21 protein-coding genes are annotated in these 24,779 nt (G+C 71.6%); 19 read left to right on the forward strand and 2 right to left on the reverse strand.

Going from position 1 to position 24,779, the window contains the following annotated elements:
- Positions 1 to 140: 140 nt before the first annotated feature.
- A complete protein-coding gene (gene bldD / locus AC07DO_RS26085; RefSeq protein WP_030787240.1) occupies positions 141 to 641 on the reverse strand; it encodes a transcriptional regulator BldD in 501 nt (166 codons plus the stop codon).
- 224 nt (positions 642 to 865) lie between these two features.
- Here bldD and pyrR point away from each other — a divergent pair, with 224 nt between their 5' ends.
- From pyrR to AC07DO_RS26155, 14 genes are all read left to right on the forward strand, one after another.
- Positions 866 to 1,438 carry a bifunctional pyr operon transcriptional regulator/uracil phosphoribosyltransferase PyrR gene (pyrR, locus tag AC07DO_RS26090; RefSeq protein WP_150182825.1) on the forward strand — a complete coding sequence of 191 codons (573 nt, stop codon included), beginning with the start codon at positions 866 to 868 and terminating at the stop codon, positions 1,436 to 1,438.
- 85 nt (positions 1,439 to 1,523) lie between these two features.
- Positions 1,524 to 2,510: an aspartate carbamoyltransferase catalytic subunit gene (locus AC07DO_RS26095; protein WP_479063054.1), complete on the forward strand. Its 987-nt coding sequence runs from the start codon at positions 1,524 to 1,526 to the stop codon at positions 2,508 to 2,510.
- Between the two features lie 4 nt (positions 2,511 to 2,514).
- Entirely contained in the window at positions 2,515 to 3,801 is a 1,287-nt protein-coding gene (locus AC07DO_RS26100; RefSeq protein ID WP_479063056.1) for a dihydroorotase, read from the forward strand.
- Between the two features lie 8 nt (positions 3,802 to 3,809).
- Positions 3,810 to 4,370, forward strand: coding sequence for a PH-like domain-containing protein (locus AC07DO_RS26105; protein WP_479063273.1), 561 nt, complete (start codon positions 3,810 to 3,812; stop codon positions 4,368 to 4,370).
- A complete protein-coding gene (gene carA, locus AC07DO_RS26110) occupies positions 4,367 to 5,524 on the forward strand; it encodes a glutamine-hydrolyzing carbamoyl-phosphate synthase small subunit (RefSeq protein WP_479063058.1) in 1,158 nt (385 codons plus the stop codon). The genes AC07DO_RS26105 and carA overlap by 4 nt, the downstream gene beginning before the upstream one ends.
- Positions 5,517 to 8,825, forward strand: a complete 3,309-nt coding sequence (carB, locus tag AC07DO_RS26115; protein WP_479063060.1) for a carbamoyl-phosphate synthase large subunit — start codon at positions 5,517 to 5,519, stop codon at positions 8,823 to 8,825. Before carA ends, carB begins: the two co-directional genes overlap by 8 nt.
- A gap of 74 nt (positions 8,826 to 8,899) precedes the next feature.
- A complete protein-coding gene (locus AC07DO_RS26120; RefSeq protein WP_479063062.1) occupies positions 8,900 to 10,015 on the forward strand; it encodes a quinone-dependent dihydroorotate dehydrogenase in 1,116 nt (371 codons plus the stop codon).
- Positions 10,012 to 10,857, forward strand: a complete 846-nt coding sequence (pyrF, locus tag AC07DO_RS26125) for an orotidine-5'-phosphate decarboxylase (RefSeq protein ID WP_268770088.1) — start codon at positions 10,012 to 10,014, stop codon at positions 10,855 to 10,857. The genes AC07DO_RS26120 and pyrF overlap by 4 nt, the downstream gene beginning before the upstream one ends.
- Positions 10,858 to 11,112: 255 nt before the next feature.
- Positions 11,113 to 11,439 (forward strand): integration host factor, encoded by a 327-nt coding sequence (locus AC07DO_RS26130; RefSeq protein ID WP_055564204.1) that lies wholly within the window; start codon positions 11,113 to 11,115, stop codon positions 11,437 to 11,439.
- Between the two features lie 38 nt (positions 11,440 to 11,477).
- Entirely contained in the window at positions 11,478 to 12,071 is a 594-nt protein-coding gene (gmk, locus tag AC07DO_RS26135; protein WP_479063065.1) for a guanylate kinase, read from the forward strand.
- 59 nt (positions 12,072 to 12,130) lie between these two features.
- Entirely contained in the window at positions 12,131 to 12,403 is a 273-nt protein-coding gene (gene rpoZ / locus AC07DO_RS26140; RefSeq protein WP_005319902.1) for a DNA-directed RNA polymerase subunit omega, read from the forward strand.
- Between the two features lie 57 nt (positions 12,404 to 12,460).
- Positions 12,461 to 13,705, forward strand: a complete 1,245-nt coding sequence (gene coaBC / locus AC07DO_RS26145; protein ID WP_479063067.1) for a bifunctional phosphopantothenoylcysteine decarboxylase/phosphopantothenate--cysteine ligase CoaBC — start codon at positions 12,461 to 12,463, stop codon at positions 13,703 to 13,705.
- 343 nt (positions 13,706 to 14,048) lie between these two features.
- Positions 14,049 to 15,257, forward strand: a complete 1,209-nt coding sequence (gene metK / locus AC07DO_RS26150) for a methionine adenosyltransferase (protein WP_479063069.1) — start codon at positions 14,049 to 14,051, stop codon at positions 15,255 to 15,257.
- Positions 15,258 to 15,370: 113 nt separating this feature from the next.
- Positions 15,371 to 17,566, forward strand: a complete 2,196-nt coding sequence (locus tag AC07DO_RS26155; RefSeq protein WP_479063071.1) for a primosomal protein N' — start codon at positions 15,371 to 15,373, stop codon at positions 17,564 to 17,566.
- 176 nt (positions 17,567 to 17,742) lie between these two features.
- On the opposite strand, the gene AC07DO_RS26160 is transcribed toward AC07DO_RS26155, so the two are convergent.
- Positions 17,743 to 18,297 (reverse strand): hypothetical protein, encoded by a 555-nt coding sequence (locus AC07DO_RS26160; protein ID WP_479063072.1) that lies wholly within the window; start codon positions 18,295 to 18,297, stop codon positions 17,743 to 17,745.
- A 284-nt stretch (positions 18,298 to 18,581) separates the two neighbouring features.
- On the opposite strand from AC07DO_RS26160, the gene fmt reads away from it, so the two are divergent.
- From fmt to AC07DO_RS26185, 5 genes are all read left to right on the forward strand, one after another.
- A complete protein-coding gene (fmt, locus tag AC07DO_RS26165) occupies positions 18,582 to 19,526 on the forward strand; it encodes a methionyl-tRNA formyltransferase (RefSeq protein WP_479063074.1) in 945 nt (314 codons plus the stop codon).
- Between the two features lie 34 nt (positions 19,527 to 19,560).
- Positions 19,561 to 21,003, forward strand: coding sequence for an RsmB/NOP family class I SAM-dependent RNA methyltransferase (locus AC07DO_RS26170; protein ID WP_479063075.1), 1,443 nt, complete (start codon positions 19,561 to 19,563; stop codon positions 21,001 to 21,003).
- Between the two features lie 260 nt (positions 21,004 to 21,263).
- On the forward strand, positions 21,264 to 22,652 hold the full coding sequence (locus tag AC07DO_RS26175; RefSeq protein ID WP_479063077.1) for an NAD(P)/FAD-dependent oxidoreductase: 1,389 nt from the start codon (positions 21,264 to 21,266) through the stop codon (positions 22,650 to 22,652).
- A 47-nt stretch (positions 22,653 to 22,699) separates the two neighbouring features.
- Positions 22,700 to 23,713, forward strand: coding sequence for a polyprenyl synthetase family protein (locus AC07DO_RS26180; RefSeq protein WP_479063078.1), 1,014 nt, complete (start codon positions 22,700 to 22,702; stop codon positions 23,711 to 23,713).
- A gap of 2 nt (positions 23,714 to 23,715) precedes the next feature.
- Complete coding sequence (locus AC07DO_RS26185; protein ID WP_479063080.1) at positions 23,716 to 24,765, forward strand: methyltransferase; 1,050 nt, start codon at positions 23,716 to 23,718, stop codon at positions 24,763 to 24,765.
- Positions 24,766 to 24,779: the final 14 nt, after the last annotated feature.

The raw sequence follows: 24,779 nt of genomic DNA on the forward strand, positions 1-24,779 counted from the left end.
CCCCTCCCCCCCCCCCCCCCTCCCTCTCCTCCCCCCCCCACCCCCCCAAACCCCCCCCCCCCCCCCCCTCCCCCCCCCCCCCCCCCCCCCCCCCCCCCCCCCCCGCCGGTACGTTTCTGCTGAAGTCTCCCGCAGCGGGGTCAGACCTCTTCGTGGGCGACGGCGCGGCGCGCGTCCGCGTCCAGGACGCCCCAGCTGATCAGCTGCTCGGTCAGGACCGAGGGGGACTGGTCATAGATCACGGCCAGGGTGCGCAGGTCGTCCTGGCGGATCGAGAGCACCTTGCCGTTGTAGTCACCGCGCTGCGACTGGATCGTGGCGGCATACCGCTGCAGCGGGCCCGCCTTCTCCTGCGGGACGTGCGCAAGACGCTCCAGGTCGAGCACGAGCTTCGGCGGCGGCTCCGCGGCGCCACCGGGCGCCGTACCGGGCAGGAGCTCCTGGACCGGGACGCCGTAGAAGTCCGCCAGCTCGGCGAGGCGCTGCACGGTCACGGCACGGTCGCCGCGCTCGTACGACCCCACGACGACCGCCTTCCAGCGTCCCTGGGACTTCTCCTCGACTCCGTGGAGGGAAAGGCCCTGCTGGGTACGGATCGCGCGGAGCTTGGCCCCGAGCTGCTTGGCGTATTCGCTGGACATATAGCTCCCCGGACGCTGCGACAATCAGGCGGCTCCGCCGCGTGGCTGGTAACTCACTGTGAGGTTACGCAGCGTTACTTGCCTGCGTCAAGCCGAAAGGTCCTTACCGCCCCTTCGGTGGAGGCCGATGACGTGCCCGGTCGTAAGTGCTGGTAGTCTGGCTGGCGCAATTTCGACGTCCTTTAAGGTCCGTCCCGTGAGGCGGAGAAGGAGGTCCGTTTCATATGGACACGCAGGACACAAAAGACTCCGCTGTCGCGCGCCCCGTACTCGAGGGCCCGGACATCGCGCGGGTACTGACCCGCATCGCCCACGAGATCGTCGAGCGCGCCAAGGGCGCAGACGACGTGGTCCTCCTCGGCATCCCCACCCGTGGCGTCTTCCTCGCCCGCAGGCTCGCCGAGAAGCTCGAAGAGATCACCGGCCGCACGATCCCGGTCGGCTCCCTCGACATCACCATGTACCGCGACGACCTGCGCATGCACCCCCCGCGCGCGCTGGCCCGCACCGACATCCCCGGTGACGGCATCGACGGCCGCCTGGTCGTCCTCGTCGACGACGTGCTCTTCTCCGGCCGCACCATCCGCGCCGCCCTCGACGCGCTGAACGACATCGGCCGCCCCCGCGCGGTGCAGCTCGCCGTTCTCGTCGACCGCGGCCACCGCGAACTGCCCATCCGTGCCGACTACGTGGGCAAGAACCTCCCCACGTCGCTGCGGGAGACGGTCAAGGTGCAGCTCGCCGAGGAGGACGGCCGCGACGCCGTGCTGCTCGGTGCCAAGCCCGCCTCCGCGTAAGACCGGTTTCCTCCCTCACGGGCCCAGGGGCACACCCCTGCGCGCCCGCGCGCCCGCAGACCTCCACACACCGGAGTACACGCAGATGATGCGACACCTCATCTCGGCCGCCGACCTCTCCCGCGACGACGCCGTCCTCATCCTCGACACGGCCGAGGAGATGGCGCGCGTCGCCGACCGGCCGATCAAGAAACTGCCCGCCCTGCGCGGCCGCACCGTGGTCAACCTCTTCTTCGAGGACTCGACCCGGACCCGGATCTCCTTCGAGGCCGCCGAGAAGCGCCTCTCCGCCGACGTCATCAACTTCGCCGCCAAGGGCTCCAGCGTCTCCAAGGGCGAGTCCCTGAAGGACACCGCGCAGACCCTGGAGGCGATGGGCGTCGACGCCGTCGTCATCCGGCACGGCGCCTCCGGAGCGCCCTACCGCCTGGCGACCTCCGGCTGGATCGACGCCGCCGTCATCAACGCGGGCGACGGCACCCACCAGCACCCCACCCAGGCCCTGCTCGACGCCTTCACCATGCGGCGCCGCCTCGTCGGTCCCGACGCCGGCCTCGGCCAGGACCTGGCGGGCAAGCACATCACTCTGGTCGGCGACATCCTGCACAGCCGCGTCGCCCGCTCCAACGTCGACCTGCTGCACACCCTCGGCGCCGAGGTCACCCTCGTCGCCCCGCCCACCCTCGTGCCGGTCGGCGTCGAGCAGTGGCCCTGCGAGGTCAGCTACGACCTGGACCGGGTGCTGCCCAAGTCCGACGCCGTGATGATGCTGCGGGTGCAGCGCGAGCGCATGAACGCCGCGTTCTTCCCCACCGAGCGCGAGTACTCGCGCCGCTACGGCCTGGACGGCGAGCGCATGGCGAAGATGCCCGAGCACGCCATCGTCATGCACCCAGGACCGATGGTCCGCGGCATGGAGATCACCGCCGAGGTCGCCGACTCCGACCGCTGCACGGTCGTCGAGCAGGTCGCCAACGGCGTCTCCATCCGCATGGCCGTCCTCTACCTGCTTCTGGGCGGCAACGAGCCCGCCGTCACCCACGCCCGCCCCACCGGTTCCGAGGAGAAGTAACGACATGAGCAAGATCCTGATCCGTGGTGCGAAGGTGCTGGGCGGCGAGGCGCAGGACGTCCTCATCGACGGCGAGACGATCGAGGCCGTGGGCGCGGGGCTCTCCGCCGAGGGCGCCGAGATCGTCGACGCCGACGGCAAGGTGCTCCTGCCGGGCCTCGTCGACCTCCACACCCACCTGCGCGAGCCGGGCCGCGAGGACTCCGAGACCGTCCTGACCGGCACCCGCGCCGCCGCCTCCGGTGGCTACACCGCCGTGTTCGCCATGGCCAACACCTTCCCCGTCGCCGACACCGCCGGCGTCGTCGAGCAGGTCTACCGGCTCGGCAAGGAGTCCGGCTACTGCGACGTGCAGCCCATCGGCGCCGTCACCGTCGGCCTCGAGGGCAAGAAGCTCGCCGAGCTCGGCGCCATGCACGAGTCCGCCGCCGGAGTCACCGTCTTCTCCGACGACGGCAAGTGCGTCGACGACGCCGTGATCATGCGCCGCGCCCTGGAGTACGTGAAGGCCTTCGGCGGTGTCGTCGCGCAGCACGCGCAGGAGCCGCGGCTCACCGAGGGCGCCCAGATGAACGAGGGCGTCGTCTCCGCCGAGCTGGGCCTCGGCGGCTGGCCCGCCGTCGCCGAGGAGTCGATCATCGCGCGTGACGTGCTGCTCGCCGAGCACGTGGGCTCCAGGGTGCACATCTGCCACCTGTCGACCGCAGGGTCGGTCGAGATCGTGCGCTGGGCCAAGTCCCGCGGCATCGACGTCACCGCCGAGGTAACCCCCCACCACCTCCTCCTCACGGATGAGCTGGTGCGCTCCTACAACCCCGTCTACAAGGTCAACCCGCCGCTGCGCACCGAGCGCGACGTGATGGCCCTGCGCGAGGCCCTCGCCGACGGCACGATCGACATCGTCGCCACCGACCACGCCCCGCACCCGCACGAGGACAAGGACTGCGAGTGGGCCGCGGCCGCCATGGGCATGGTCGGCCTGGAGACCGCCCTCTCCGTGGTGCAGCAGACGATGGTCGAGACCGGCCTGCTCACCTGGGAGGCCGTCGCCGACCGGATGTCCTTCAAGCCCGCCGCGATCGGCGGAGCCGCCGGTCACGGGCGCCCCGTCTCGGCAGGTGAGCCCGCGAACCTCGTCCTGGTCGACGCCGATTACCGTGGGGCAGTGGACCCCGCGGGCTTCGCCTCGCGCAGCCGCAACACGCCTTACGAGGGCCGTGAGCTGCCGGGCCGCGTCACGCACACGTGGCTCCGGGGCCGGGCCACGCTCGTCGACGGGAAGCTCACGTGACATCACTTATGGAACTGGCCGCCGACAAGGAGTCGGCGGAGGTGACCGACTGGGCCGCGCGCCTCGGCTGGGTCGTGGGGCTGCTGCTCTTCATCGCGCTCGTCTACTGGCTGATGCGCGAGGGCTGGAAGTGGCGCGGCACGCTCCAGGGCGACCTGCCCGAGCTGCCCGCCGTGCCGACCGAGCGGGGTCCGGCGAAACTTGAGCTGAGCGGCAGGTACCACGGCTCGACCACGGCGGGGCAGTGGCTCGACCGCATCGTGGCGCACGGCCTCGGCACCCGCAGCCGCGTCGAGCTGACGCTCACCGACGCGGGCCTGGACGTCGTACGCCCCGGCGCGACCGACTTCTTCATCCCGGCCGCGCGACTGCGCGAGGCCCGCCTCGACAAGGGCATCGCGGGCAAGGTCCTCACGGAGGGCGGTCTCCTGATCGTCACGTGGGAACACGGCGGCAGGCTGCTCGACTCCGGCTTCCGCTCGGATCACGCCGCCGAGCAGGCGGAGTGGGTCGAGACGCTCAACAACATGATCGACAAGAACAGCACTACGGAAGGCACCGCACGATGACGACCTCCACAAGGGGAGCCAGCAAGGTTCCCGCCGTACTCGTCCTGGAGGACGGCCGCATCTTCCGCGGCCGTGCCTACGGGGCCGTGGGGGAGACCTTCGGCGAAGCGGTGTTCTCCACCGGCATGACCGGCTACCAGGAGACCCTGACCGACCCCTCGTACGACCGCCAGATCGTGGTCGCCACCGCCCCGCAGATCGGCAACACGGGCTGGAACGACGAGGACGACGAGTCGGGCCGCATCTGGGTCTCCGGCTACGTGGTCCGCGACCCGGCCCGCATCCCCTCGAACTGGCGCGCAAAGCGCTCCCTCGACGACGAGCTGGCCGCCCAGAACATCGTCGGCATCAGCGGCATCGACACCCGCGCCCTCACCCGCCACCTGCGCGAGAGCGGCTCCATGCGCTCCGGCATCTTCTCCGGCGAGACGCTGCCGGCCGACGCCGAGCTCGTCGAGCGCGTCCAGGCCCAGCCCCAGATGAAGGGCGCCAGCCTGTACGAGGAGGTCGCCACCAAGGAGGCCTACGTCGTCCCCGCGGTCGGCGAGAAGCGGTTCACCGTCGCCGCCATCGACCTCGGCATCAAGGGCATGACCCCGCACCGCATGGCCGAGCGCGGCATCGAGGTCCACGTGCTGCCCGCCACGGCCACCGAGGAGGACGTGTACGCCGTCGCCCCGGACGGAGTCTTCTTCTCCAACGGCCCCGGTGACCCGGCCACCGCCGAAGGCCCCGTCGCACTGATGACCGCCGTCCTGAAGCGCAGGACGCCGCTGTTCGGCATCTGCTTCGGCAACCAGATCCTCGGCCGCGCCCTCGGCTTCGGCACGTACAAGCTGAAGTACGGCCACCGCGGCATCAACCAGCCGGTGCAGGACCGCACGACCGGCAAGGTCGAGGTCACCGCGCACAACCACGGCTTCGCCGTGGACGCGCCGCTCGACAAGGTGAGCGAGACCGCGTTCGGCCGCGTCGAGGTCTCCCACGTCTGCCTCAACGACAACGTCGTGGAAGGCCTCCAGCTGCTCGACCAGCCGGGCTTCTCCGTCCAGTACCACCCCGAAGCCGCCGCGGGCCCGCACGACGCCGCGTACCTCTTCGACCGCTTCACGTCTTTGATGAACACCGTCCTGATGGAGGGCCAGCGTGCCTAAGCGCTCCGATATCCAGTCCGTCCTGGTCATCGGCTCCGGCCCGATCGTCATCGGCCAGGCCGCCGAGTTCGACTACTCCGGCACCCAGGCGTGCCGCGTCCTCAAGTCCGAGGGCCTGCGCGTCATCCTCGTCAACTCCAACCCGGCGACGATCATGACCGACCCGGAGATCGCCGACGCCACGTACGTGGAGCCGATCACCCCGGAGTTCGTCGAGAAGATCATCGCCAAGGAGCGTCCCGACGCGCTGCTGCCCACCCTGGGCGGCCAGACGGCCCTCAACACGGCCATCTCCATGCACGAGCAGGGCGTCCTGGAGAAGTACGGCGTCGAACTCATCGGCGCCAACGTCGAGGCCATCAACAAGGGCGAGGACCGCGACCTCTTCAAGGGCGTCGTCGAAGAGGTCAAGAAGAAGATCGGGCACGGCGAGTCCGCCCGCTCCTACATCTGCCACTCCATGGATGACGTCCTCAAGGGCGTCGACGAGCTCGGTGGCTACCCCGTCGTCGTCCGGCCCTCCTTCACCATGGGCGGCGCGGGCTCCGGCTTCGCGCACAACGAGGAGGAGCTGCGCCGCATCGCCGGCCAGGGCCTCACCCTCTCGCCGACCACCGAGGTGCTCCTCGAGGAGTCCATCCTCGGCTGGAAGGAGTACGAGCTGGAGCTGATGCGCGACAAGAACGACAACGTCGTGGTCGTCTGCTCCATCGAGAACTTCGACCCGATGGGCGTCCACACGGGCGACTCGATCACCGTCGCGCCCGCGATGACGCTGACCGACCGCGAGTACCAGATCCTGCGCGACGTCGGCATCGCGATCATCCGCGAGGTCGGCGTCGACACCGGCGGCTGCAACATCCAGTTCGCGGTGAACCCCGAGGACGGCCGGGTCATCGTCATCGAGATGAACCCGCGCGTCTCCCGGTCCTCCGCGCTCGCCTCCAAGGCCACCGGCTTCCCGATCGCGAAGATCGCCGCCAAGCTGGCCGTCGGCTACACGCTGGACGAGATCCCGAACGACATCACCGAGAAGACCCCGGCCTCCTTCGAGCCGACCCTCGACTACGTAGTGGTCAAGGCCCCGCGTTTCGCGTTCGAGAAGTTCCCGTCGGCGGACTCGACCCTGACGACCACCATGAAGTCGGTCGGCGAGGCCATGGCCATCGGCCGCAACTTCACCGAGGCCCTCCAGAAGGCGCTGCGCTCCCTGGAGAAGAAGGGCTCGCAGTTCACCTTCGTCGGTGAGCCCGGCGACAAGGCCGAGCTGCTGCGCGAGGCGGTGCGCCCCACCGACGGCCGCATCAACTCCGTCATGCAGGCCATCCGCGCGGGCGCCACGCCCGAGGAGGTCTTCGACGCGACGAAGATCGACCCCTGGTTCGTCGACCAGCTCTTCCTGATCAAGGAGATCGCGGACGAGCTCGCCGCCACCGAGCGCCTGGACGCCGACGTGCTGGCCGAGGCCAAGCGCCACGGCTTCTCCGACGCCCAGATCGCCGAGATCCGCGGCCTGCGCGAGGACGTGGTGCGCGAGGTCCGCCAGGCGCTCGGCGTACGCCCGGTCTACAAGACGGTCGACACCTGCGCCGCCGAGTTCGCCGCGAAGACCCCGTACTTCTACTCCTCGTACGACGAGGAGAGCGAGGTCGCCCCGCGCGAGAAGCCCGCCGTGATCATCCTCGGCTCGGGCCCGAACCGCATCGGCCAGGGCATCGAGTTCGACTACTCCTGCGTCCACGCCTCCTTCGCGCTCAGCGACGCGGGCTACGAGACCGTGATGGTCAACTGCAACCCCGAGACCGTCTCGACGGACTACGACACCTCCGACCGCCTGTACTTCGAGCCGCTCACGCTCGAGGACGTCCTGGAGATCGTCCACGCCGAGACGCAGGCGGGCCCCGTCGCGGGCGTCATCGTCCAGCTCGGCGGCCAGACCCCGCTCGGCCTCGCGCAGGCGCTCAAGGACAACGGCGTGCCGGTCGTCGGCACCTCGCCCGAGGCCATCCACGCCGCCGAGGACCGCGGCGCCTTCGGCCGCGTACTCGCGGAGGCCGGCCTGCCCGCGCCCAAGCACGGCACCGCGACGACGTTCGCGGAGGCCAAGGCGATCGCCGACGAGATCGGCTACCCCGTCCTGGTGCGCCCCTCGTACGTGCTCGGCGGCCGCGGCATGGAGATCGTGTACGACGAGACCAGGCTCTCGGCGTACATCGAGGAGTCGACCGAGATCAGCCCCTCGCGGCCGGTCCTCGTCGACCGCTTCCTGGACGACGCCATCGAGATCGACGTGGACGCGCTCTACGACGGCGAGGAGCTCTACCTCGGCGGCGTCATGGAGCACATCGAGGAGGCCGGCATCCACTCCGGCGACTCGGCGTGCGCCCTGCCCCCGATCACGCTCGGCGGCTTCGACATCAAGCGCCTGCGCGCCTCCACCGAGGGCATCGCCAAGGGCGTCGGCGTACGCGGACTGATCAACATCCAGTTCGCGATGGCGGGCGACATCCTCTACGTCCTCGAGGCCAACCCGCGCGCCTCGCGCACCGTCCCCTTCACCTCGAAGGCGACCGCGGTGCCGCTGGCCAAGGCCGCCGCGCGCATCTCGCTCGGCGCGACCGTCGCCGAGCTGCGCGCCGAGGGCATGCTGCCCGCGGTGGGCGACGGCGGCACGCTCCCCATGGACGCGCCGATCTCCGTCAAGGAGGCCGTCATGCCGTGGTCGCGCTTCCGCGACATCCACGGCGCGGGCGTCGACACCGTCCTCGGCCCGGAGATGCGCTCCACGGGCGAGGTCATGGGCATCGACTCGGTCTTCGGCACCGCGTACGCCAAGTCGCAGGCCGGCGCCTACGGCCCGCTGCCGACCAAGGGCCGCGCCTTCATCTCCGTCGCCAACCGCGACAAGCGCTCGATGATCTTCCCGGCGCGCGAACTGGTCGCGCACGGCTTCGAGCTGTTCGCCACGTCCGGCACGGCCGAGGTCCTCAAGCGCAACGGCATCAACGCCACGGTCGTGCGCAAGCAGTCCGAGGGCGAGGGCCCGAACGGCGAGAAGACCATCGTCCAGCTCATCCACGACGGCGGCGTCGACCTCATCGTCAACACCCCGTACGGCACCGGCGGCCGCCTCGACGGCTACGAGATCCGCACGGCCGCCGTGGCCCGCTCCGTGCCGTGCCTGACGACCGTCCAGGCGCTGGCCGCGGCCGTCCAGGGCATCGACGCGCTGAACCACGGCGACGTGGGCGTCCGATCGCTCCAGGAACACGCGGAACACCTGACCGCGACCCGCGACTAGCAGCCCACGAGGGGGACACCGGAAAACGGTGTCCCCCTTCTGGTGAGCACACCTGAGGACCCCCGAGGACCCATATGTACAAGCTGTTCTTCCATCTCGTCTTCAAGCGCATGGACCCGGAGCGGGCCCATTACACGGCCTTCCGCTGGATCCGCCTCGCGGCCCGCATCCCCGTGCTGCGCACCTTCGTCGCCGCTGTCCTCGCGCCCCGCCACAAGGAGCTGCGCACCGAGGCCCTCGGGCTGCGGATGCACGGCCCCTTCGGGCTCGCCGCGGGCTTCGACAAGAACGCCGTGGCGATCGACGGCATGTCGATGCTCGGCTTCGACCACATCGAGATCGGCACGGTCACCGGCGAGCCCCAGCCGGGCAACCCCAAGAAGCGCCTCTTCCGCCTCGTCCCGGACCGCGCGCTGATCAACCGCATGGGCTTCAACAACGAGGGCTCGGCGGCCGTCGCGGAGCGCCTGGCGGCCCGTACGCCCGTCTTTCGGACCGTCGTCGGCGTGAACATCGGCAAGACCAAGGTCGTCCCCGAGGAGGAGGCGGCCGCCGACTACGTGAAGTCGACCGAGCGACTCGCCCGCCACGCCGACTACCTCGTCGTCAACGTCTCGTCGCCGAACACCCCCGGCCTGCGCAACCTCCAGGCCACCGAGTCGCTGCGGCCCCTCCTGACCGCCGTGCGCGAGGCCGCCGACCGCAGCGTCGAAGGCCGCCGCGTCCCCCTGCTCGTCAAGATCGCGCCGGACCTGGCCGACGAGGACATCGACGCGGTCGCCGACCTCGCCGTCGAGCTCGGCCTGGACGGCATCATCGCCACGAACACCACCATCGCCCGCGAGAGCCTGGGCCTGGCCTCCGAACCCGCCCTCTACGGAGAGACCGGCGGGTTGTCGGGCGCGCCCCTCAAGAAGCGCTCCCTGGAGGTCCTGAGGCGTCTCTACGCGCGCGTGGGCGACCGGATCACGCTCGTGGGCGTCGGCGGCATCGAGAACGCCGAGGACGCCTGGCAGCGCATCCTCGCGGGCGCCACCCTCGTCCAGGGCTACAGCGCCTTCATCTACGAAGGCCCCTTCTGGGGCCGCGCCATCCACAAGGGCCTCGCCGCGCGCCTGCGCACGAGCCCGTACGCCACCCTCGCCGACGCGGTCGGCGCCGATGTGAGGAAGCCCGAGGTCACCGCATGAGCCCCCTGGAGCCCTTCGGTACGCGCCTGCGCCACGCCATGGACGAGCGCGGCCCCCTGTGCGTCGGCATCGACCCGCACGCCTCGCTCCTGACCGCGTGGGGCCTCAACGACGACATCGCGGGCCTCGAGCGGTTCACGCGGACCGTCGTGGAGGCGCTCGCCGGGACCGTCGCGGTGTTCAAGCCGCAGAGCGCGTTCTTCGAGCGCTTCGGCTCGCGGGGCATCGCCGTCCTGGAGAAGGCCGTCGAGGAGCTGCGGGCGGCCGGCGCGCTGATCGTCATGGACGCCAAGCGCGGCGACATCGGCTCGACCATGGCCGCGTACGCCGAGACCTTCCTGCACAAGGACTCCCCCCTGTTCAGCGACGCGCTCACCGTCTCGCCCTACCTCGGCTACGGCTCCCTGAAGCCGGCCGTCGACCTCGCGCGCGAGAACGGCGCCGGGCTCTTCGTGCTCGCCCTCACCTCCAACCCCGAGGGCGCCGAGGTGCAGCACGCGGTGCGCGAGGACGGCCGCACGGTCGGCGCCACGGTCCTCGGCCACCTCGCCGCCGAGAACGCCGGTGCGGAGCCCCTCGGGTCCTTCGGAGCGGTCGTCGGCGCCACGCTCGGGGACCTGTCCTCGTACGACCTGGCGATCAACGGCCCGCTCCTCGCCCCCGGCATCGGCGCCCAGGGCGCGACCCCGGCCGACCTTCCCTCGGTGTTCGGCGCGGCGGTGCGCAACGTCGTCCCGAACGTCAGCCGCGGAGTGCTGCGGCACGGGCCCGACGTCACGGGCCTGCGGGACTCCGCGACGCGCTTCGCGGACGAGATCAGGGCGGCTGTCGACCCGCGCTGAGCGGGGCAACGTGGCCTGTCCTTATGTTTCCTTGACGGCTCTCCGGCCAAAACCGGGGAGAAATGCCCGATATGTACGGCTCGGCGCAGGCTGACCAGGACTTTTCGTCTGTTCTCGCTGACTCCGGCGGCCATGCCCGCTAGTCTCCGACGAGAGCGAACGGGCAAGCGCGTTGCACGTTGCTCACCAGGTGTGGGGCGACTAGGTTCCTCACCGGTCCGTATCCGACAGTTCGACATCCGAGGTGACGTAGGCGTGGCTCTTCCGCCCCTTACCCCTGAACAGCGCGCAGCCGCGCTCGAAAAGGCCGCCGCGGCTCGCCGGGAGCGGGCCGAGGTCAAGAATCGACTCAAGCACTCCGGTGCCTCGCTCCACGAGGTCATCAAGCAGGGCCAGGAGAACGATGTCATCGGCAAGATGAAGGTCTCCGCCCTCCTGGAGTCCCTGCCGGGCGTGGGCAAGGTCCGTGCCAAGCAGATCATGGAGCGACTTGGCATCTCCGAGAGCCGCCGTGTGCGCGGTCTCGGCTCCAACCAGATCGCGTCGCTCGAGCGAGAGTTCGGTGGGGGTGCCGCCGGCTGATGTTCTCAGGCACTCCTGAGAACCTGGATAATCGCTGCATGGCTGCAACATCCCGGGGGACGACCCCCGTGCCCCCGGACGTACGTCCGCGGCTGACCGTGCTCTCCGGCCCCTCCGGGGTCGGCAAGAGCACGGTCGTCGCTCATATGCGCAAAGAACACCCCGAGGTCTGGCTCTCGGTCTCGGCCACCACCCGCAAGCCGCGGCCGGGCGAGAAGCACGGTGTCCAGTACTTCTTCGTCTCCGATGACGAGATGGACAAGCTGATCGCCAACGGCGAGCTCCTGGAGTGGGCCGAATTCGCGGGCAACCGCTACGGAACCCCGCGCCGCGCGGTCCTCGACCGCCTCGAGACCGGCGAGCCCGTCCTCCTGGAGATCGACCTGCAGGGCGCTCGCCTGGTGCGCGAGTCGATGCCCGAGGCGCAGCTCGTCTTTCTCGCCCCGCCGAGCTGGGACGAACTGGTCCGCCGGCTCACCGGCCGCGGAACGGAGGCGCCCGAGGTCATCGAGCGCAGGCTCGCCGCCGCCAAGGTGGAGCTCGCCGCCGAAGCCGAGTTCGACACGACGCTGGTCAATACCTCGGTCGAGGACGTGGCCCGTGAGCTGCTAGCCTTGATGAAAGTTCTTTGATCTTTAACAGTGTCTCGACTTCTGGTCCTGACATCACTTGACCCATCGGAAGGCAGAGAGTGTCCTCTTCCATCACCGCGCCCGAGGGCATCATCAACCCGCCGATTGATGAGCTGCTCGAAGCCACCGACTCGAAGTACAGCCTCGTGATCTACGCCGCCAAGCGCGCGCGCCAGATCAACGCGTACTACTCGCAGCTCGGTGAGGGCCTCCTGGAGTACGTCGGCCCCCTGGTGGACACGCACGTCCACGAGAAGCCGCTCTCGATCGCGCTCCGCGAGATCAACGCGGGCCTGCTGACGTCGGAGGCCATCGAGGGCCCGGCGCAGTAAGCGTTTCGTACCTTCACCACAGGCCCGGCAGTACGACTGCCGGGCCTGTGGTGTGTCATGGAGCAGTACGCATCCGAGTGCGGGGAGACAGAGGCAGTGGCCGAGAAGCCGAAGGTAGTCCTGGGGGTCAGCGGCGGCATCGCCGCCTACAAGGCGTGCGAGCTGCTGCGGCGGCTCACCGAGTCCGGCCATGACGTACGTGTCGTGCCGACCGCGTCGGCGCTGCACTTCGTCGGCGCCGCGACCTGGTCCGCGCTCTCCGGCCACCCCGTCTCCACCGAGGTCTGGTCCGACGTCCACGAGGTGCCGCACGTCCGCATCGGCCAGCACGCCGACCTCGTCGTCGTCGCCCCCGCCACCGCCGACATGCTCGCCAAGGCGGCCCACGGACTCGCCGACGACCTGCTCACCAACACGCTCCTGACGGCCCGCTGTCCGGTGGTCTTCGCCCCCGCCATGCACACCGAGATGTGGGAGCACCCCGCCACCCAGGAGAACGTGGCCACGCTGCGCCGCAGGGGCGCTCTCGTCGTCGAGCCCGCCGTCGGCCGCCTCACCGGCGTCGACACCGGCAAGGGCCGCTTCCCGGACCCCGTCGAGCTCTTCGAGGTCGTCCGCCGCGTCCTCGCGCGCAAGGACCTGGCCCAGGACCTCGCGGGCCGCCACGTCGTCGTCAGCGCCGGCGGCACCCGCGAGCCCCTCGACCCGGTCCGCTTCCTCGGCAACCGCTCCTCGGGCAAACAGGGCTACGCGCTCGCCCGCAGCGCGGCCGCCCGCGGCGCCCGCGTCACACTCGTCGCCGCCAACGCGGCGCTGCCCGACCCGGCCGGCGTGGACGTCGTGCCGGTCGGCACCGCCGTGCAGCTGCGCGAGGCCGTCGTGAAGGCCGCGGCCGACGCCGACGCCGTGGTCATGGCGGCCGCCGTGGCCGACTTCCGCCCCGAGACGTACGCCACAGGAAAGATCAAGAAGAAGGACGGCCAGGAGCCCGCGCCGATCGCGCTGGTCCGCAACCCCGACGTCCTCGCCGAGATCGCGGGGGAGAGGTCCCGCCCCGGCCAGGTGATCGTCGGATTCGCCGCTGAGACGGACGACGTGCTGGCCAACGGCCGCGCCAAGCTCGCCCGCAAGGGCTGCGATCTGTTGGTCGTCAACGAGGTCGGCGAGCGCAAGACCTTCGGCTCGGAGGAGAACGAGGCGGTCGTACTCGGTGCGGACGGCAGCGAGACGCCGGTGCCGCACGGACCCAAGGAAGCCCTCGCGGACACCGTCTGGGACCTCGTCGCGCAGCGCCTCTCCTGACGCCACCCCACTTATTGTCGACTTTCTGTCGCCTCTGTCTCACCATCCGGAACTCGGCCATATTCGAGCGTCTGTCTTGACGGGGCGTCCCGGGGCAGGGCTCAATGTCATCTTCGCCTCATCGGGCGCCTCAAACCCGGCAAAATAGGGCACGAGGCTTCCCGGGGAGGGCCGATCGTCGTACCGCGCAACGCAGTGTCGCAGGTCACAGGGCTCCCAAGTGGCGAGACATGTGGTCCGGCGGCCGAGTGTGACCGATAAACTGGTCTCGGACGACGCCGGGCGCAGCTCCCGGCCGTCCACCCATGATCAGCCAGCAGCCGCTGCAACCACAGGGAGCGATGTGTCCCGGCGCCTCTTCACCTCGGAGTCTGTGACCGAGGGTCACCCCGACAAGATCGCTGACCAGATCAGCGACACCATTCTCGACGCGCTTCTGCGGGAGGACCCGACCTCCCGGGTCGCCGTGGAGACGCTGATCACCACGGGCCTCGTCCACGTGGCCGGTGAGGTCACGACGAAGGCGTACGCGCCGATCGCGCAGCTCGTGCGCGACAAGATCCTCGAGATCGGTTACGACTCCTCGAAGAAGGGCTTCGACGGCGCCTCCTGCGGCGTCTCGGTGTCCATCGGCTCGCAGTCCCCCGACATCGCGCAGGGCGTCGACACGGCGTACGAGAAGCGTGTCGAGGGCGACGAGGACGAGCTCGACAAGCAGGGCGCGGGCGACCAGGGCCTGATGTTCGGCTACGCCTGCGACGAGACCCCGGAGCTCATGCCGCTCCCGATCCACCTCGCGCACCGCCTCTCGCGCCGCCTCTCCGAGGTGCGCAAGAACGGGACCATCCCCTACCTGCGCCCCGACGGCAAGACCCAGGTCACCATCGAGTACGACGGCGACAAGGCCGTCCGTCTCGACACGGTCGTGGTCTCGTCCCAGCACGCCTCGGACATCGACCTGGACTCGCTCCTGGCCCCCGACATCCGTGAGTTCGTGGTCGAGCCCGAGCTGAAGGCCCTCCTCGAGGACGGCATCAAGCTGGAGACCGAGGGCTACCGCCTGCTGGTCAACCCGACCGGACGCTTCGAGATCGGCGGCCCGATGGGCGACGCCGGCCTCACCGGCCGCAAGATCATCATCGACACCTACGGCGGCATGGCCCGCCACGGCGGCGGCGCCTTCTCCGGCAAGGACCCGTCCAAGGTGGACCGTTCCGCCGCCTACGCGATGCGCTGGGTCGCCAAGAACGTCGTCGCCGCCGGTCTCGCCGCCCGCTGCGAGGTCCAGGTCGCCTACGCCATCGGCAAGGCCGAGCCCGTCGGCCTCTTCGTCGAGACGTTCGGCACGGCCACGATCGACACGGACAAGATCGAGACGGCCATCGGCGAGGTCTTCGACCTGCGCCCGGCCGCAATCATCCGCGACCTCGACCTGCTCCGCCCCATCTACTCGCAGACCGCCGCGTACGGCCACTTCGGCCGTGCGATCCCCGACTTCACGTGGGAGCGCACGGACCGTGTGGAGGCGCTGCGGAAGGCGGCGGGAGTGTAGTCCAGGCCGTCTCCCGGTCACGGTCGAGGCCCGGTACCCCTCTCGGGGGTGCCGGGCCTCGGCGTTTTCGCGGCCGTGCGGACGTGTCAGTGCGGTCTGGTAGGAATGCAGCTGTGAGCAGGGAGAACGAAGGGGTCGAGGGTGGGGGAGCCGAGGAGCCGGAGCAGCTTGCGCTGATCCGTGAGTCGGTGCGCAGGGCCAAGGTGCCGCGTGCCAAGCCCCGGACCTGGCGGGGGGCCGCGCTGGCCAAGGAGCTGCCGGTCGCGCGCGTGCTCGTGGACAAGGGTGTGCTGCACCTCGACCGCTACTTCGACTACGCCGTGCCGGAGGAGCTGGACGCCGTGGCGCAGCCCGGGGTGCGGGTCCGGGTGCGGTTCGGGGCCGGATCGCGGAACGTGCGGGAGGGGCGGCGCGAAGGGGGCGGGCTGATCGACGGTTTCATCGTCGAGCGGTGCGCGGAGACCGACTACTCGGGGCCGTTGGCGGCGCTGGCCCAGGTCGTGTCGCCGGAACCGGTGCTCGACCCGGGGCTCCTGGACCTCGCGCGGGCCGTGGCCGACCGTTACGCGGGCAGCCTCGCCGACGTGCTGCAGCTCGCGGTGCCGCCCCGGCACGCGCGAGCTGAGGCCAAGAAGACTCCCGAGCCGCCCGCCCCGCCGGCCGCGCCCGAACCAGGAAGCTGGCGCAGGTACGGGCACGGACCGGATTTCCTGCGGTCCCTCGCATCCGGGGGCGCACCCCGCGCCGTGTGGACGGCGCTGCCGGGACCCCGGTGGGCCGAGGAGATCGCCCGCGCCGTCCAGGCCACCCTCGCCTCGGGGCGGGGGGCGCTCGTCGTCGTGCCGACCGGACGGCCCGCCGCGCGCGTGGACGCCGCGCTCACCGAACTGCTCGGCCCCGGGCAGCATGCGCTGCTCACCGCCGACGCCGGGCAGGAACGGCGCTATCAGGAGTGGCTCGCCGTGCGGCGCGGGACCGTGCGGGCCGTCGTCGGCACCCGGGCCGCCATGTTCGCGCCCGTACGGAACCCGGGGCTCGTCGTCGTCTGGGACGACGGGGACTCCAACCACAGCGACGACCGGGCCCCGTTCCCTCATGTGCGGGAAGTGCTGGAACTGCGGGCGACGCGCGACAAGTGCGGCTTCCTTCTGGGGAGCTGGAGCTGCACGGTGGAGGCGGCGCAGCTCGTCGAGAGCGGGTGGGCCGCGCCGCTCGTCGCCGACCGTGAGCAGGTGCGGGGGGCCGCGCCGCTCGTGCGGACCGTGGGCGACCTGGACCTCGCGCGGGACGAGGCGGCCCGGGCCGCGCGGCTGCCGACGCTGGCGTGGCAGGTCGCCCGTGAGGGGCTGAAGCACGGACCCGTCCTGGTACAGGTGCCGAGGCGCGGCTATGTGCCGCGGCTCGCCTGCGAGCGGTGCCGTGAGCCCGCGCGGTGCAGGCGGTGCGCGGGACCGTTGGAGGCACAGGAGAGCGGGTCCGCGCTGCGGTGCGGCTGGTGCGGGGTGGAGGAGGCCGCCTGGCACTGCGAGTCCTGCGGCGGGTTCCGGCTGCGGGCGCAGGTCGTCGGGGCGCGCAGGACCGCGGAGGAGCTGGGCAGGGCGTTCCCCGCGGTGCCGGTGCGGACGTCGGGCCGTGAGCAGGTCCTCGACACGGTGCCCGGGGCGCCGGCGCTGGTGGTGAGCACGCCGGGGGCGGAGCCCGTGGCCGAGGGCGGTTACGCGGCCGCCCTGCTGCTCGACGGCTGGGCCATGCTGGGCCGCCCCGACCTGCGGGCGGGCGAGGACGCGCTGCGGCGGTGGGTCGGCGCCGCGTCACTGGTCCGTCCGCAGGGCGCGGGCGGCACGGTGGTGGTCGTGGCCGAGCCGACCCTGCGGCCCGTGCAGGCGCTGGTGCGGTGGGACCCGGTGGGCCACGCGGTACGTGAACTCGCGGAACGCGCCGAGCTGGGCTTCCCGCCGGTGTCGCGCATGGCATCGGTGTCCGGTCCGCCGGAGGCGCTGACGGAGTTCCTGACGGGCGCGGAACTGCCGGGGGACGCTGTGGTGTTGGGGCCGGTTCCGGTGCGGGGCGGTGGGGCCGGTGGTCCTGCCGTTGCCGGTTCCGGGGGGGCGAGGGGCGGTGCGGGGGCGCCGCCCGGGTCCGAGCTGTGGGAGCGGGTGCTGATCCGGGTGCCGCCCGGCAGCGGGGCCGCTCTCGCCGCTTCGCTGAAGACGGCGCAGGCGGCGCGCATGGCGCGCGGGGCGAAGGGCGCGCGTGAGGCGGGGGGAGAGCCGGTGCGGGTGCGGGTGGATCCGTTGGACATCGGATGAGGCGGTGGAACGGCGCCTCCGCGTGAGGGTGCCCCTTTGCCCTGGGCGGGGGAGTGTGAGGGGCGTCGCGTGCAGTTGTGCTCTCGTCCCTGGCGGGGAGAGGGGAGGGGCGTCGCGTGAAGCTGCCCTCCCGGCCTTGGCGGAGGCGCGAGAGGGCAGCGGTCCGGTGGGTGGGGTCAGCCGTTGCGGGGGCCGGGGAAGGCCGTCGGCCTGGGCTCGTCGCGGAGGGTGGGGCTGCCCGCCGTGGGCTGCGTCGGCATCGTGCGGGCCGCGGGAACGGACGGCAGGGGGACGCCGACCGGGAGGGGACGTGTGGCCGTCGACGTGACCGTGGGCGTCGGGGTCTCCGCCGCGCGCTCCGCCTCGGCCGCCGCCTGCGTGGTGGCCCGGCGCGCGCCGTAACGGCGGTGGACCGCCTGCTTGGTGACGCCGAGGGCCGAGCCCACCGCGTCCCACGAGAACCCCAGCGAGCGGTCGAAGTCCACCGCCGCGGTGACCAGCGTCTCGACGCTGTCCCGGAGTTCCTGGGCGAGACGGACGGTCGGGGCGGGCGCCCGCCCGTACACGACGAAGCCCGCGGACGGGCTGGAGCGGCGCGGGCGGTAGACGTTGCCGAGCTGCGCGGTGAGGGTGCGCAGCGCGTCCACCTGCCGCCGGACCCGCTCGATGTCCCGTACCAGGAGGTGCAGGCTGGCCCGTGCCTGGGCGTCGTGGGTTGCGTGGTCGGCCATGAACAAGCCTCTCGAACCGGCGTTGAAAAGGATCGGGCCGCGACGGCGGCCCGTTGTGGTCAACTCTTTCTTGACCAACGCGCTAGTTCGTGTGGGGTCACGGTGCAGGGGCGTATATGCATATGCACAGGGCGCGCGCCGATGCGTACGCCCCCGGCGGGGGAGCGCCGCCGACGAGCGGGGACGACCGGCCCGGGCGGGGTCCGTGCGCGGCCCATAGACTGGTGTGCTGCCGTCGCCCCACCCCCTGACCACCACTGACCAGAGATCCGAGGTACCCCTCAGTGAAGCTTGTCTTCGCCGGCACTCCCGAGGTCGCCGTCCCCGCACTGGACGCCCTGATCGCCTCCGACCGGCACGAGGTGGCCGCGGTGGTGACCCGCCCGGACGCGCCCGCGGGGCGGGGCCGCAGGCTGGTCGCGAGCCCGGTCGCGGAGCGCGCCGAGGAGGCCGGCATCGAGGTGCTGAGGCCCGCGAAGCCGCGCGACGAGGAGTTCCTGGCGCGGCTGCGCGAGATCGGCCCCGACTGCTGCCCCGTCGTCGCGTACGGCGCGCTGCTGCCGAAGGCCGCCCTGGACATCCCGGCCCGCGGCTGGGTCAACCTGCACTTCTCGCTGCTGCCCGCGTGGCGCGGCGCCGCGCCGGTGCAGCACGCGGTGATGGCGGGCGACGAGATCACCGGCGCCTCCACCTTCCTGATCGAGCAGGGCCTCGACTCCGGGCCCGTGTACGGGACGGTCACCGAAACGGTGCGGCCCACCGACACCAGCGGGGACCTGCTCACGCGTCTCGCGTTCGCGGGCTCCGGCCTGCTGGTCGCGACCATGGACGGCATCGAGGACGGCAGCCTGAAGGCGGTGTCGCAGCCCGCCGACGGTGTCACCCTCGCCCCGAAGATCACCGTCGAGGACGCCCGGGTGGACTGGGCGGCGCCCGCGATGCGGGTGGACCGTGTCGTGCGCGGCTGCACCCCCGCTCCCGGCGCCTGGACCGTCTTCCGCGGCGAGCGGCTGAAGATCATCCAGGCGGCGCTCGTCCAGGACCGCACCGACCTCGCGCCCGGCGAGATCTCCGCCGCAAAGAACAACGTGTACGTCGGTTCCGGTTCGCACGCCGTCGAGCTGCTCTGGGTCCAGCCGCAGGGCAAGAAGCCGATGCGCGGCGCGGACTGGGCGCGCGGGGTCCGGATCGCCCCGGGTGAGCGGATGGGGCGCGGCGACGTAGGCTGAGTGGGTTCGGACCCAATCCAGCAGCGGAGCACCTTTGAACGACCAGCCGAACCGGCGACCCCGCAAGCCCTCGGGCAAGCCCGGCAAGCCCTACCGCCGCCCGCAGAAGGACCCCGTCCGCTTCCTCGCCTTCGAGGCGCTGCGGGCGGTCGACGAGCGCGACGCGTACGCCAACCTCGTCCTGCCGCCCCTCCTCAGGAAGGCGCGCGAGAAGGGCGACTTCGACACGCGCGACGCGGCGCTCGCCACCGAGCTGGTCTACGGAACGCTCCGCCGCCAGGGGACGTACGACGCGATCGTCGCGGCCTGCGTCGACCGGCCGCTGCGCGAGGTCGACCCGCCGGTCCTCGACGTGCTCAACCTCGGTGTGCACCAGCTGCTCGGCACGCGCATCCCGACCCACGCCGCCGTCTCCGCCTCGGTGGAGCTGGCCCGCGTGGTGCTCGGCGACGGGCGCGCCAAGTTCGTCAACGCCGTGCTGCGCAAGGTCTCCCAGGACGACCTCGACGGCTGGGTGGAGAAGGTCGCGCCGCCGTACGACGAGGACGCCGAGGACCACCTCGCCGTCGTCCACTCCCACCCCCGCTGGGTCGTCTCCGCGCTGTGGGACTCCCTCGGCGGCGGCCGCGCCGGCATCGAGGACCTGCTGGAGGCGGACAACGAACGGCCCGAGGTGACGCTCGTGGCGCGTCCCGGCCGCGCCACCGCCGACGAACTCCTCGACTCCGTCGGCGAGGACTCCGCGCTGCCCGGCCGCTGGTCGCCGTATGCCGTGCGGCTCAGCGAGGGCGGCGAGCCCGGCTCCCTGGAGGCCGTGCGCGAGGGGCGCGCGGGCGTGCAGGACGAGGGCAGCCAGCTGGTCGCGCTCGCACTCGCGAACGCCCCGCTCGAAGGATCCGACGAGAAGTGGCTCGACGGTTGCGCGGGCCCCGGCGGCAAGGCGGCCCTGCTCGCCGGACTCGCCGCCCAGCGCGGCGCCGTGCTGCTCGCCGCCGAGAAGCAGCCGCACCGGGCCGGCCTCGTCGCCCAGGCGCTCGCCGGGAACCCCGGCCCCTACCAGGTCATCGCCGCCGACGGCACCCGCCCGCCGTGGATGCCCGGCACCTTCGACCGCGTCCTGATGGACGTGCCCTGCACCGGACTCGGCGCGCTGCGCCGCCGCCCGGAAGCCCGCTGGCGCCGTCGCCCGCAGGACCTGGAGGGCTTCGCCCCGCTCCAGCGCGGGCTGCTGCGCACGGCGTTGGAGTCCGTGCGGGTCGGCGGCATCGTCGGATACGCCACGTGCTCCCCGCACCTCGCCGAGACGCGGGCCGTCGTGGACGACGTCCTCAAGCACGGCGGTGGCGCCGAACTCGTCGACGCGCGGCCCCTGATGCCGGGCGTTCCGGCCCTGGGCGACGGACCCGACGTACAGCTGTGGCCGCATCTGCACGGGACGGACGCGATGTACCTGGCACTGATCCGGCGTACTGCCTGACGGCTGTAGGGCGTCGACGTCCTGCCGGATCGGGCAGCGGCGGACACACACGTCAGTGCTTTTCGGGGGCGGGCTCGTCCGTGCCCGTGTGGGTCGTCGTGTCGTTAACCCGGTGGCCCCGTCTCGGGACCGATCTCCGGCCCGACGAAAGGCCCCAGCATGACGTGCGCCGACACGGCCGGGCACAGCCAGGACGGCGGCCCGGACACCACCACGACCGCCTCTGCCGGGCCGGACCGGGGCTGTGGCCCAGGGGCATCTTGAGTACCCGCCGCGCGGTGGTCCTGGGCGGCGGGCCGGCCGGGACGCTCGCTGCCCACGTGCTCGCCGAGCGGTACGGCGAGGTGGTCGTCGTCGAGCGTGACCGGTTGCCCGCCGGACCAGCCGACCGGAAGGGCGTGCCCCAGGGCAGGCATGCGCATGTGCTGGGGCACGGAGGCGCCCTCGCCATCGAGGCACTGCTGCCGGGCATCCTCGACGAGATGGTGGCCGCGGGAGCTCATCGGTTCGGGATCCCCGATGGTGTGGTCACCCGAACAGGTGCTGGGTGGGTCGAAAGACTTCCACGCCACCTGTTCGTCATGACGGCATCGAGGCCGCTGATGGACTGGGTGGTTCGCTCGCGGGTGCTCGGTGCCGGCCGTGTGCGGGTCCTCGACGGCACAGAGGTCGTGGGTCTCGTAGGCGACCGCGTCCGTGTGCGCGGTGTGCGGGTCCGGCCGCGGCCGGAAGGCCGTGAGCGGGTGCTGGACGCGGATGCCGTGGTCGACGCGCGAGGCCGGGGATCGACCGCCGTCCGATTCCTCGCCGACCTGGGCGTCGGCCAGGTGGCGGTCCGGAGCGTCGACTCGGGTCTGGCCTACAGCACGCGCGTGTACCAGGCCCCTGACGGAGCCGGGCGGTTCCCGTTGGTCTATGTCCAACCGGACCTGTGCCTGGAGCGGCCAGGCGTGGGCGGGGTGGCCCTGCGGGTGGAAAACGGGCGCTGGATGATCACGCTGTGCGGCACGCGTGGCGCCGAACCTCCCACGGACGAGGTCGGGTTCGCCGCGTTCGCGCGATCCCTGCCCGACCCGGTCATCAGCCGTCTGATGGCGGTGGGCACCCCGCTGACCGCTCCACGGGGATACAGATCCACTGCCAATGTGCGCCACTACTTCGAGCGCGCCCGTCACTGGCCGGGCGGGTTCGTGGTGGTGGGCGACGCCGTCGCCCGGTTCAACCCCGTCTACGCGCAGGGCATGTCCACGGCCATCCGTTCGGTGGTGGCCCTGCGGGCCGGCATGGAGCGGGACGGCCTCGAGGGGGACGGCGCCCGGCGCTGCCAGCGGGTGGTGAGCCGGGAATTCCGCCAGGCATGGCGGCTCTCGACCGCGCTGGACGCGCTCTACCCGGACGTGATCGGCACCCGCCGCCCGTATGGAGCCAAAGCGTGGCTACGGATCTACGACCGGCTGCTGCTGGTCGCCCACAGCGACCCCTCCGTGCTCTACCCCGTCCTGGAGATGCACTCGCTGCTGCGCCCGCGCAGCTCGCTGTTCACCGCGAAGGTGCTGGCCGCGGCCGTGCGCGGACCGCTGCGTCCCCCGCTGACACAGCCGCCGTTCACGGCGGCGGAACTCTGCGTTCTGCGGGGCGCTCCGCACTGAGGACGCAATCGGACGACGCGCCGCACCAGCGGAGAGAGGGGATGGCAATGACCGTTCACACCACACGGCTGCCCCACAGGGGCATGCCCGCGGACGGCCTCACACGGGCTCTGCGCGCGGAGTTCGCAGCCCGCTGGCCGGGCGGTGCACCTGGACTGGATGCGATCGTGCGCTACGCGCTGGTCCCGGCGGGCAAGCTCCTGCGCCCCCGGCTGGTCGCGCTCAGCGCGCTCGCGGTGGGCGGCTCGCTGGAACGTGTCCTGCCGGCGGCTGTCGGGTTCGAGTGCGCGCACGTGGGCAGCGTGGTGCACGACGACATCATCGACCAGGACGCGGTACGCCGGGGCAGACCTGCCACGCACACCCGGTTCGGAACGAGCCGGGCCATCATCGCGGGCAACGCCTTGTACTTCGCGTGGTTCTCGGCACTGGCCGAATGCGGTGCACGCGGAGCGGCACCCCACCGGGTCGCGCGGTCCCTGGCCATCCAGGCCGAAGCCGCGCAGGAGGCGTGCCGAGGGGCGGCCGAGGAGATCGCCATGTCCGGTGACCTGACGTGCGGTACGAGCCGCTGGACGCGGATGGCGCGCCGGAAGACCGCGGTACTCATCTCTGCCGCATGCCAGGTCGGCGCGGTCCTCTCCGGCGCGGGTGACGTCCACACCGCCGCGCTCGCGAAGTTCGGCGAACACCTCGGGCTGGCCTTCCAGATGCGCGACGACCTCCTGCCCTACGACCGCGGCACGCTCACGGTCATGGGCAAGCCTGCCGACAGCGACATCCGAAACCACCGCCCCACGTATCCGCTCCTGCTGGCCTGGGAGCGGGCCGGCGCCCCGCAACGCGACCGCCTGGTCCAGGCTTTGACGACCACGACAGACCCCGCCCGCGCCTCCACGCGCCTGCGGACCCTGCTCCGTACGACCGGAGCCCTGGCCACCGCGCACGAGATCGCCGACCGGCACGAGCAACTGGCCCGCGACGCTCTCGACGGCCTGCCGCGGGGACCCCATACCGATGCCCTGGCCCGACTCGCCCACCCCACAGGAAGGAAGGCCTGAGAGTGCGACTCGAACTCCGCGGCGACACCCTGCTGGAACGCTTCGCTCTGCGCACACCCCTCCTCCCGCTCCCCGCCGTCCACACCGTCGCAGGCATGGCTCTGTCGGGGGCACTGATCGCCGGCGCCAGACTGGGGCTGGCCGAGGAACTCGCCCGCCGCCCCGCGACCGCGGAGGAACTCGCGTCCCGACTCACGCTGCGCACCGACACCGCCCGGCTTCTGCTGGACGCCCTTCGGTCCCTCGGATACCTGAAAATCCGCCGCGGCCGGTACACGCTCACCAGACGTGCGGAGCGATGGCTGCTCACGTCGTCCAACGTCTCGGTCAACCACGTGATGACCAGCATGAAGAACCTGTGGCCGCTGTGGATGGGCCTGCCCGAGGTAGCACGCGGCAAGGAGATCCTCGATCACCACGCCTGCGCACCCGACGACGAGTACTGGCACGACTACATCACCGGCCAGTACGAGATGGCGCGGCTCACCGCGCCCGAGACCGTGGCAGCCATCCGGGTTCCTCCCCGAGCACGCACCGTCCTCGACATCGCCGGCGGACACGGGCATTTCGCGACCGAACTCTGCCGACGACACCCCGCGCTGCGGGCCACGATCCTCGACCTCCCAGGCAGTGCGGCCGTCGGCAGGGACATCGTCCGCCAAGCCGGAGCCGACCACCTGGTGACCTACCGCGAAGGCGACGCCCGCACCGCCGACCTCGGTACGAACCACGACGTGGTCCTGTGCTTCAACCTCATCCACCACCTCCAGCCCGACGAGATCCCCGCCCTCTTCCGCAGGGTTCACACCGCGCTGCGGCCAGGCGGCACCTTCGCCGTACTCGGCATGTTCCTCGAACCCGGAACCCGCCGCCGCCCACGCGCCGATGAATGCGCCCGCGAACTCCTCTTCCACCTCACGTCCAACGGCACCCTCTACAGCCCCGCACAGCTGACCCGATGCCTCACCGAAGCCGGGTTCGCCACCCCACGCCGCACACGCCTGCGCCGCTCGGTCGGCCAGTGGCTCTACCAGACCACAGCCCTGCGTTGAGCTGCCCGAAGGGC

This window comes from Streptomyces sp. NPDC045678 (assembly GCF_056432085.1).

Coding starts and splice junctions, on each gene's coding strand:
- bldD (WP_030787240.1), bottom strand. CDS start 641: ATGTCCAGCGAATACGCCAAGCAGCTCGGGGCCAAGCTCCGCGCGATC.
- pyrR (WP_150182825.1), top strand. CDS start 866: ATGGACACGCAGGACACAAAAGACTCCGCTGTCGCGCGCCCCGTACTC.
- AC07DO_RS26095 (WP_479063054.1), top strand. CDS start 1,524: ATGATGCGACACCTCATCTCGGCCGCCGACCTCTCCCGCGACGACGCC.
- AC07DO_RS26100 (WP_479063056.1), top strand. CDS start 2,515: ATGAGCAAGATCCTGATCCGTGGTGCGAAGGTGCTGGGCGGCGAGGCG.
- AC07DO_RS26105 (WP_479063273.1), top strand. CDS start 3,810: ATGGAACTGGCCGCCGACAAGGAGTCGGCGGAGGTGACCGACTGGGCC.
- carA (WP_479063058.1), top strand. CDS start 4,367: ATGACGACCTCCACAAGGGGAGCCAGCAAGGTTCCCGCCGTACTCGTC.
- AC07DO_RS26120 (WP_479063062.1), top strand. CDS start 8,900: ATGTACAAGCTGTTCTTCCATCTCGTCTTCAAGCGCATGGACCCGGAG.
- pyrF (WP_268770088.1), top strand. CDS start 10,012: ATGAGCCCCCTGGAGCCCTTCGGTACGCGCCTGCGCCACGCCATGGAC.
- gmk (WP_479063065.1), top strand. CDS start 11,478: ATGGCTGCAACATCCCGGGGGACGACCCCCGTGCCCCCGGACGTACGT.
- coaBC (WP_479063067.1), top strand. CDS start 12,461: ATGGAGCAGTACGCATCCGAGTGCGGGGAGACAGAGGCAGTGGCCGAG.
- AC07DO_RS26160 (WP_479063072.1), bottom strand. CDS start 18,297: ATGGCCGACCACGCAACCCACGACGCCCAGGCACGGGCCAGCCTGCAC.
- AC07DO_RS26180 (WP_479063078.1), top strand. CDS start 22,700: ATGACCGTTCACACCACACGGCTGCCCCACAGGGGCATGCCCGCGGAC.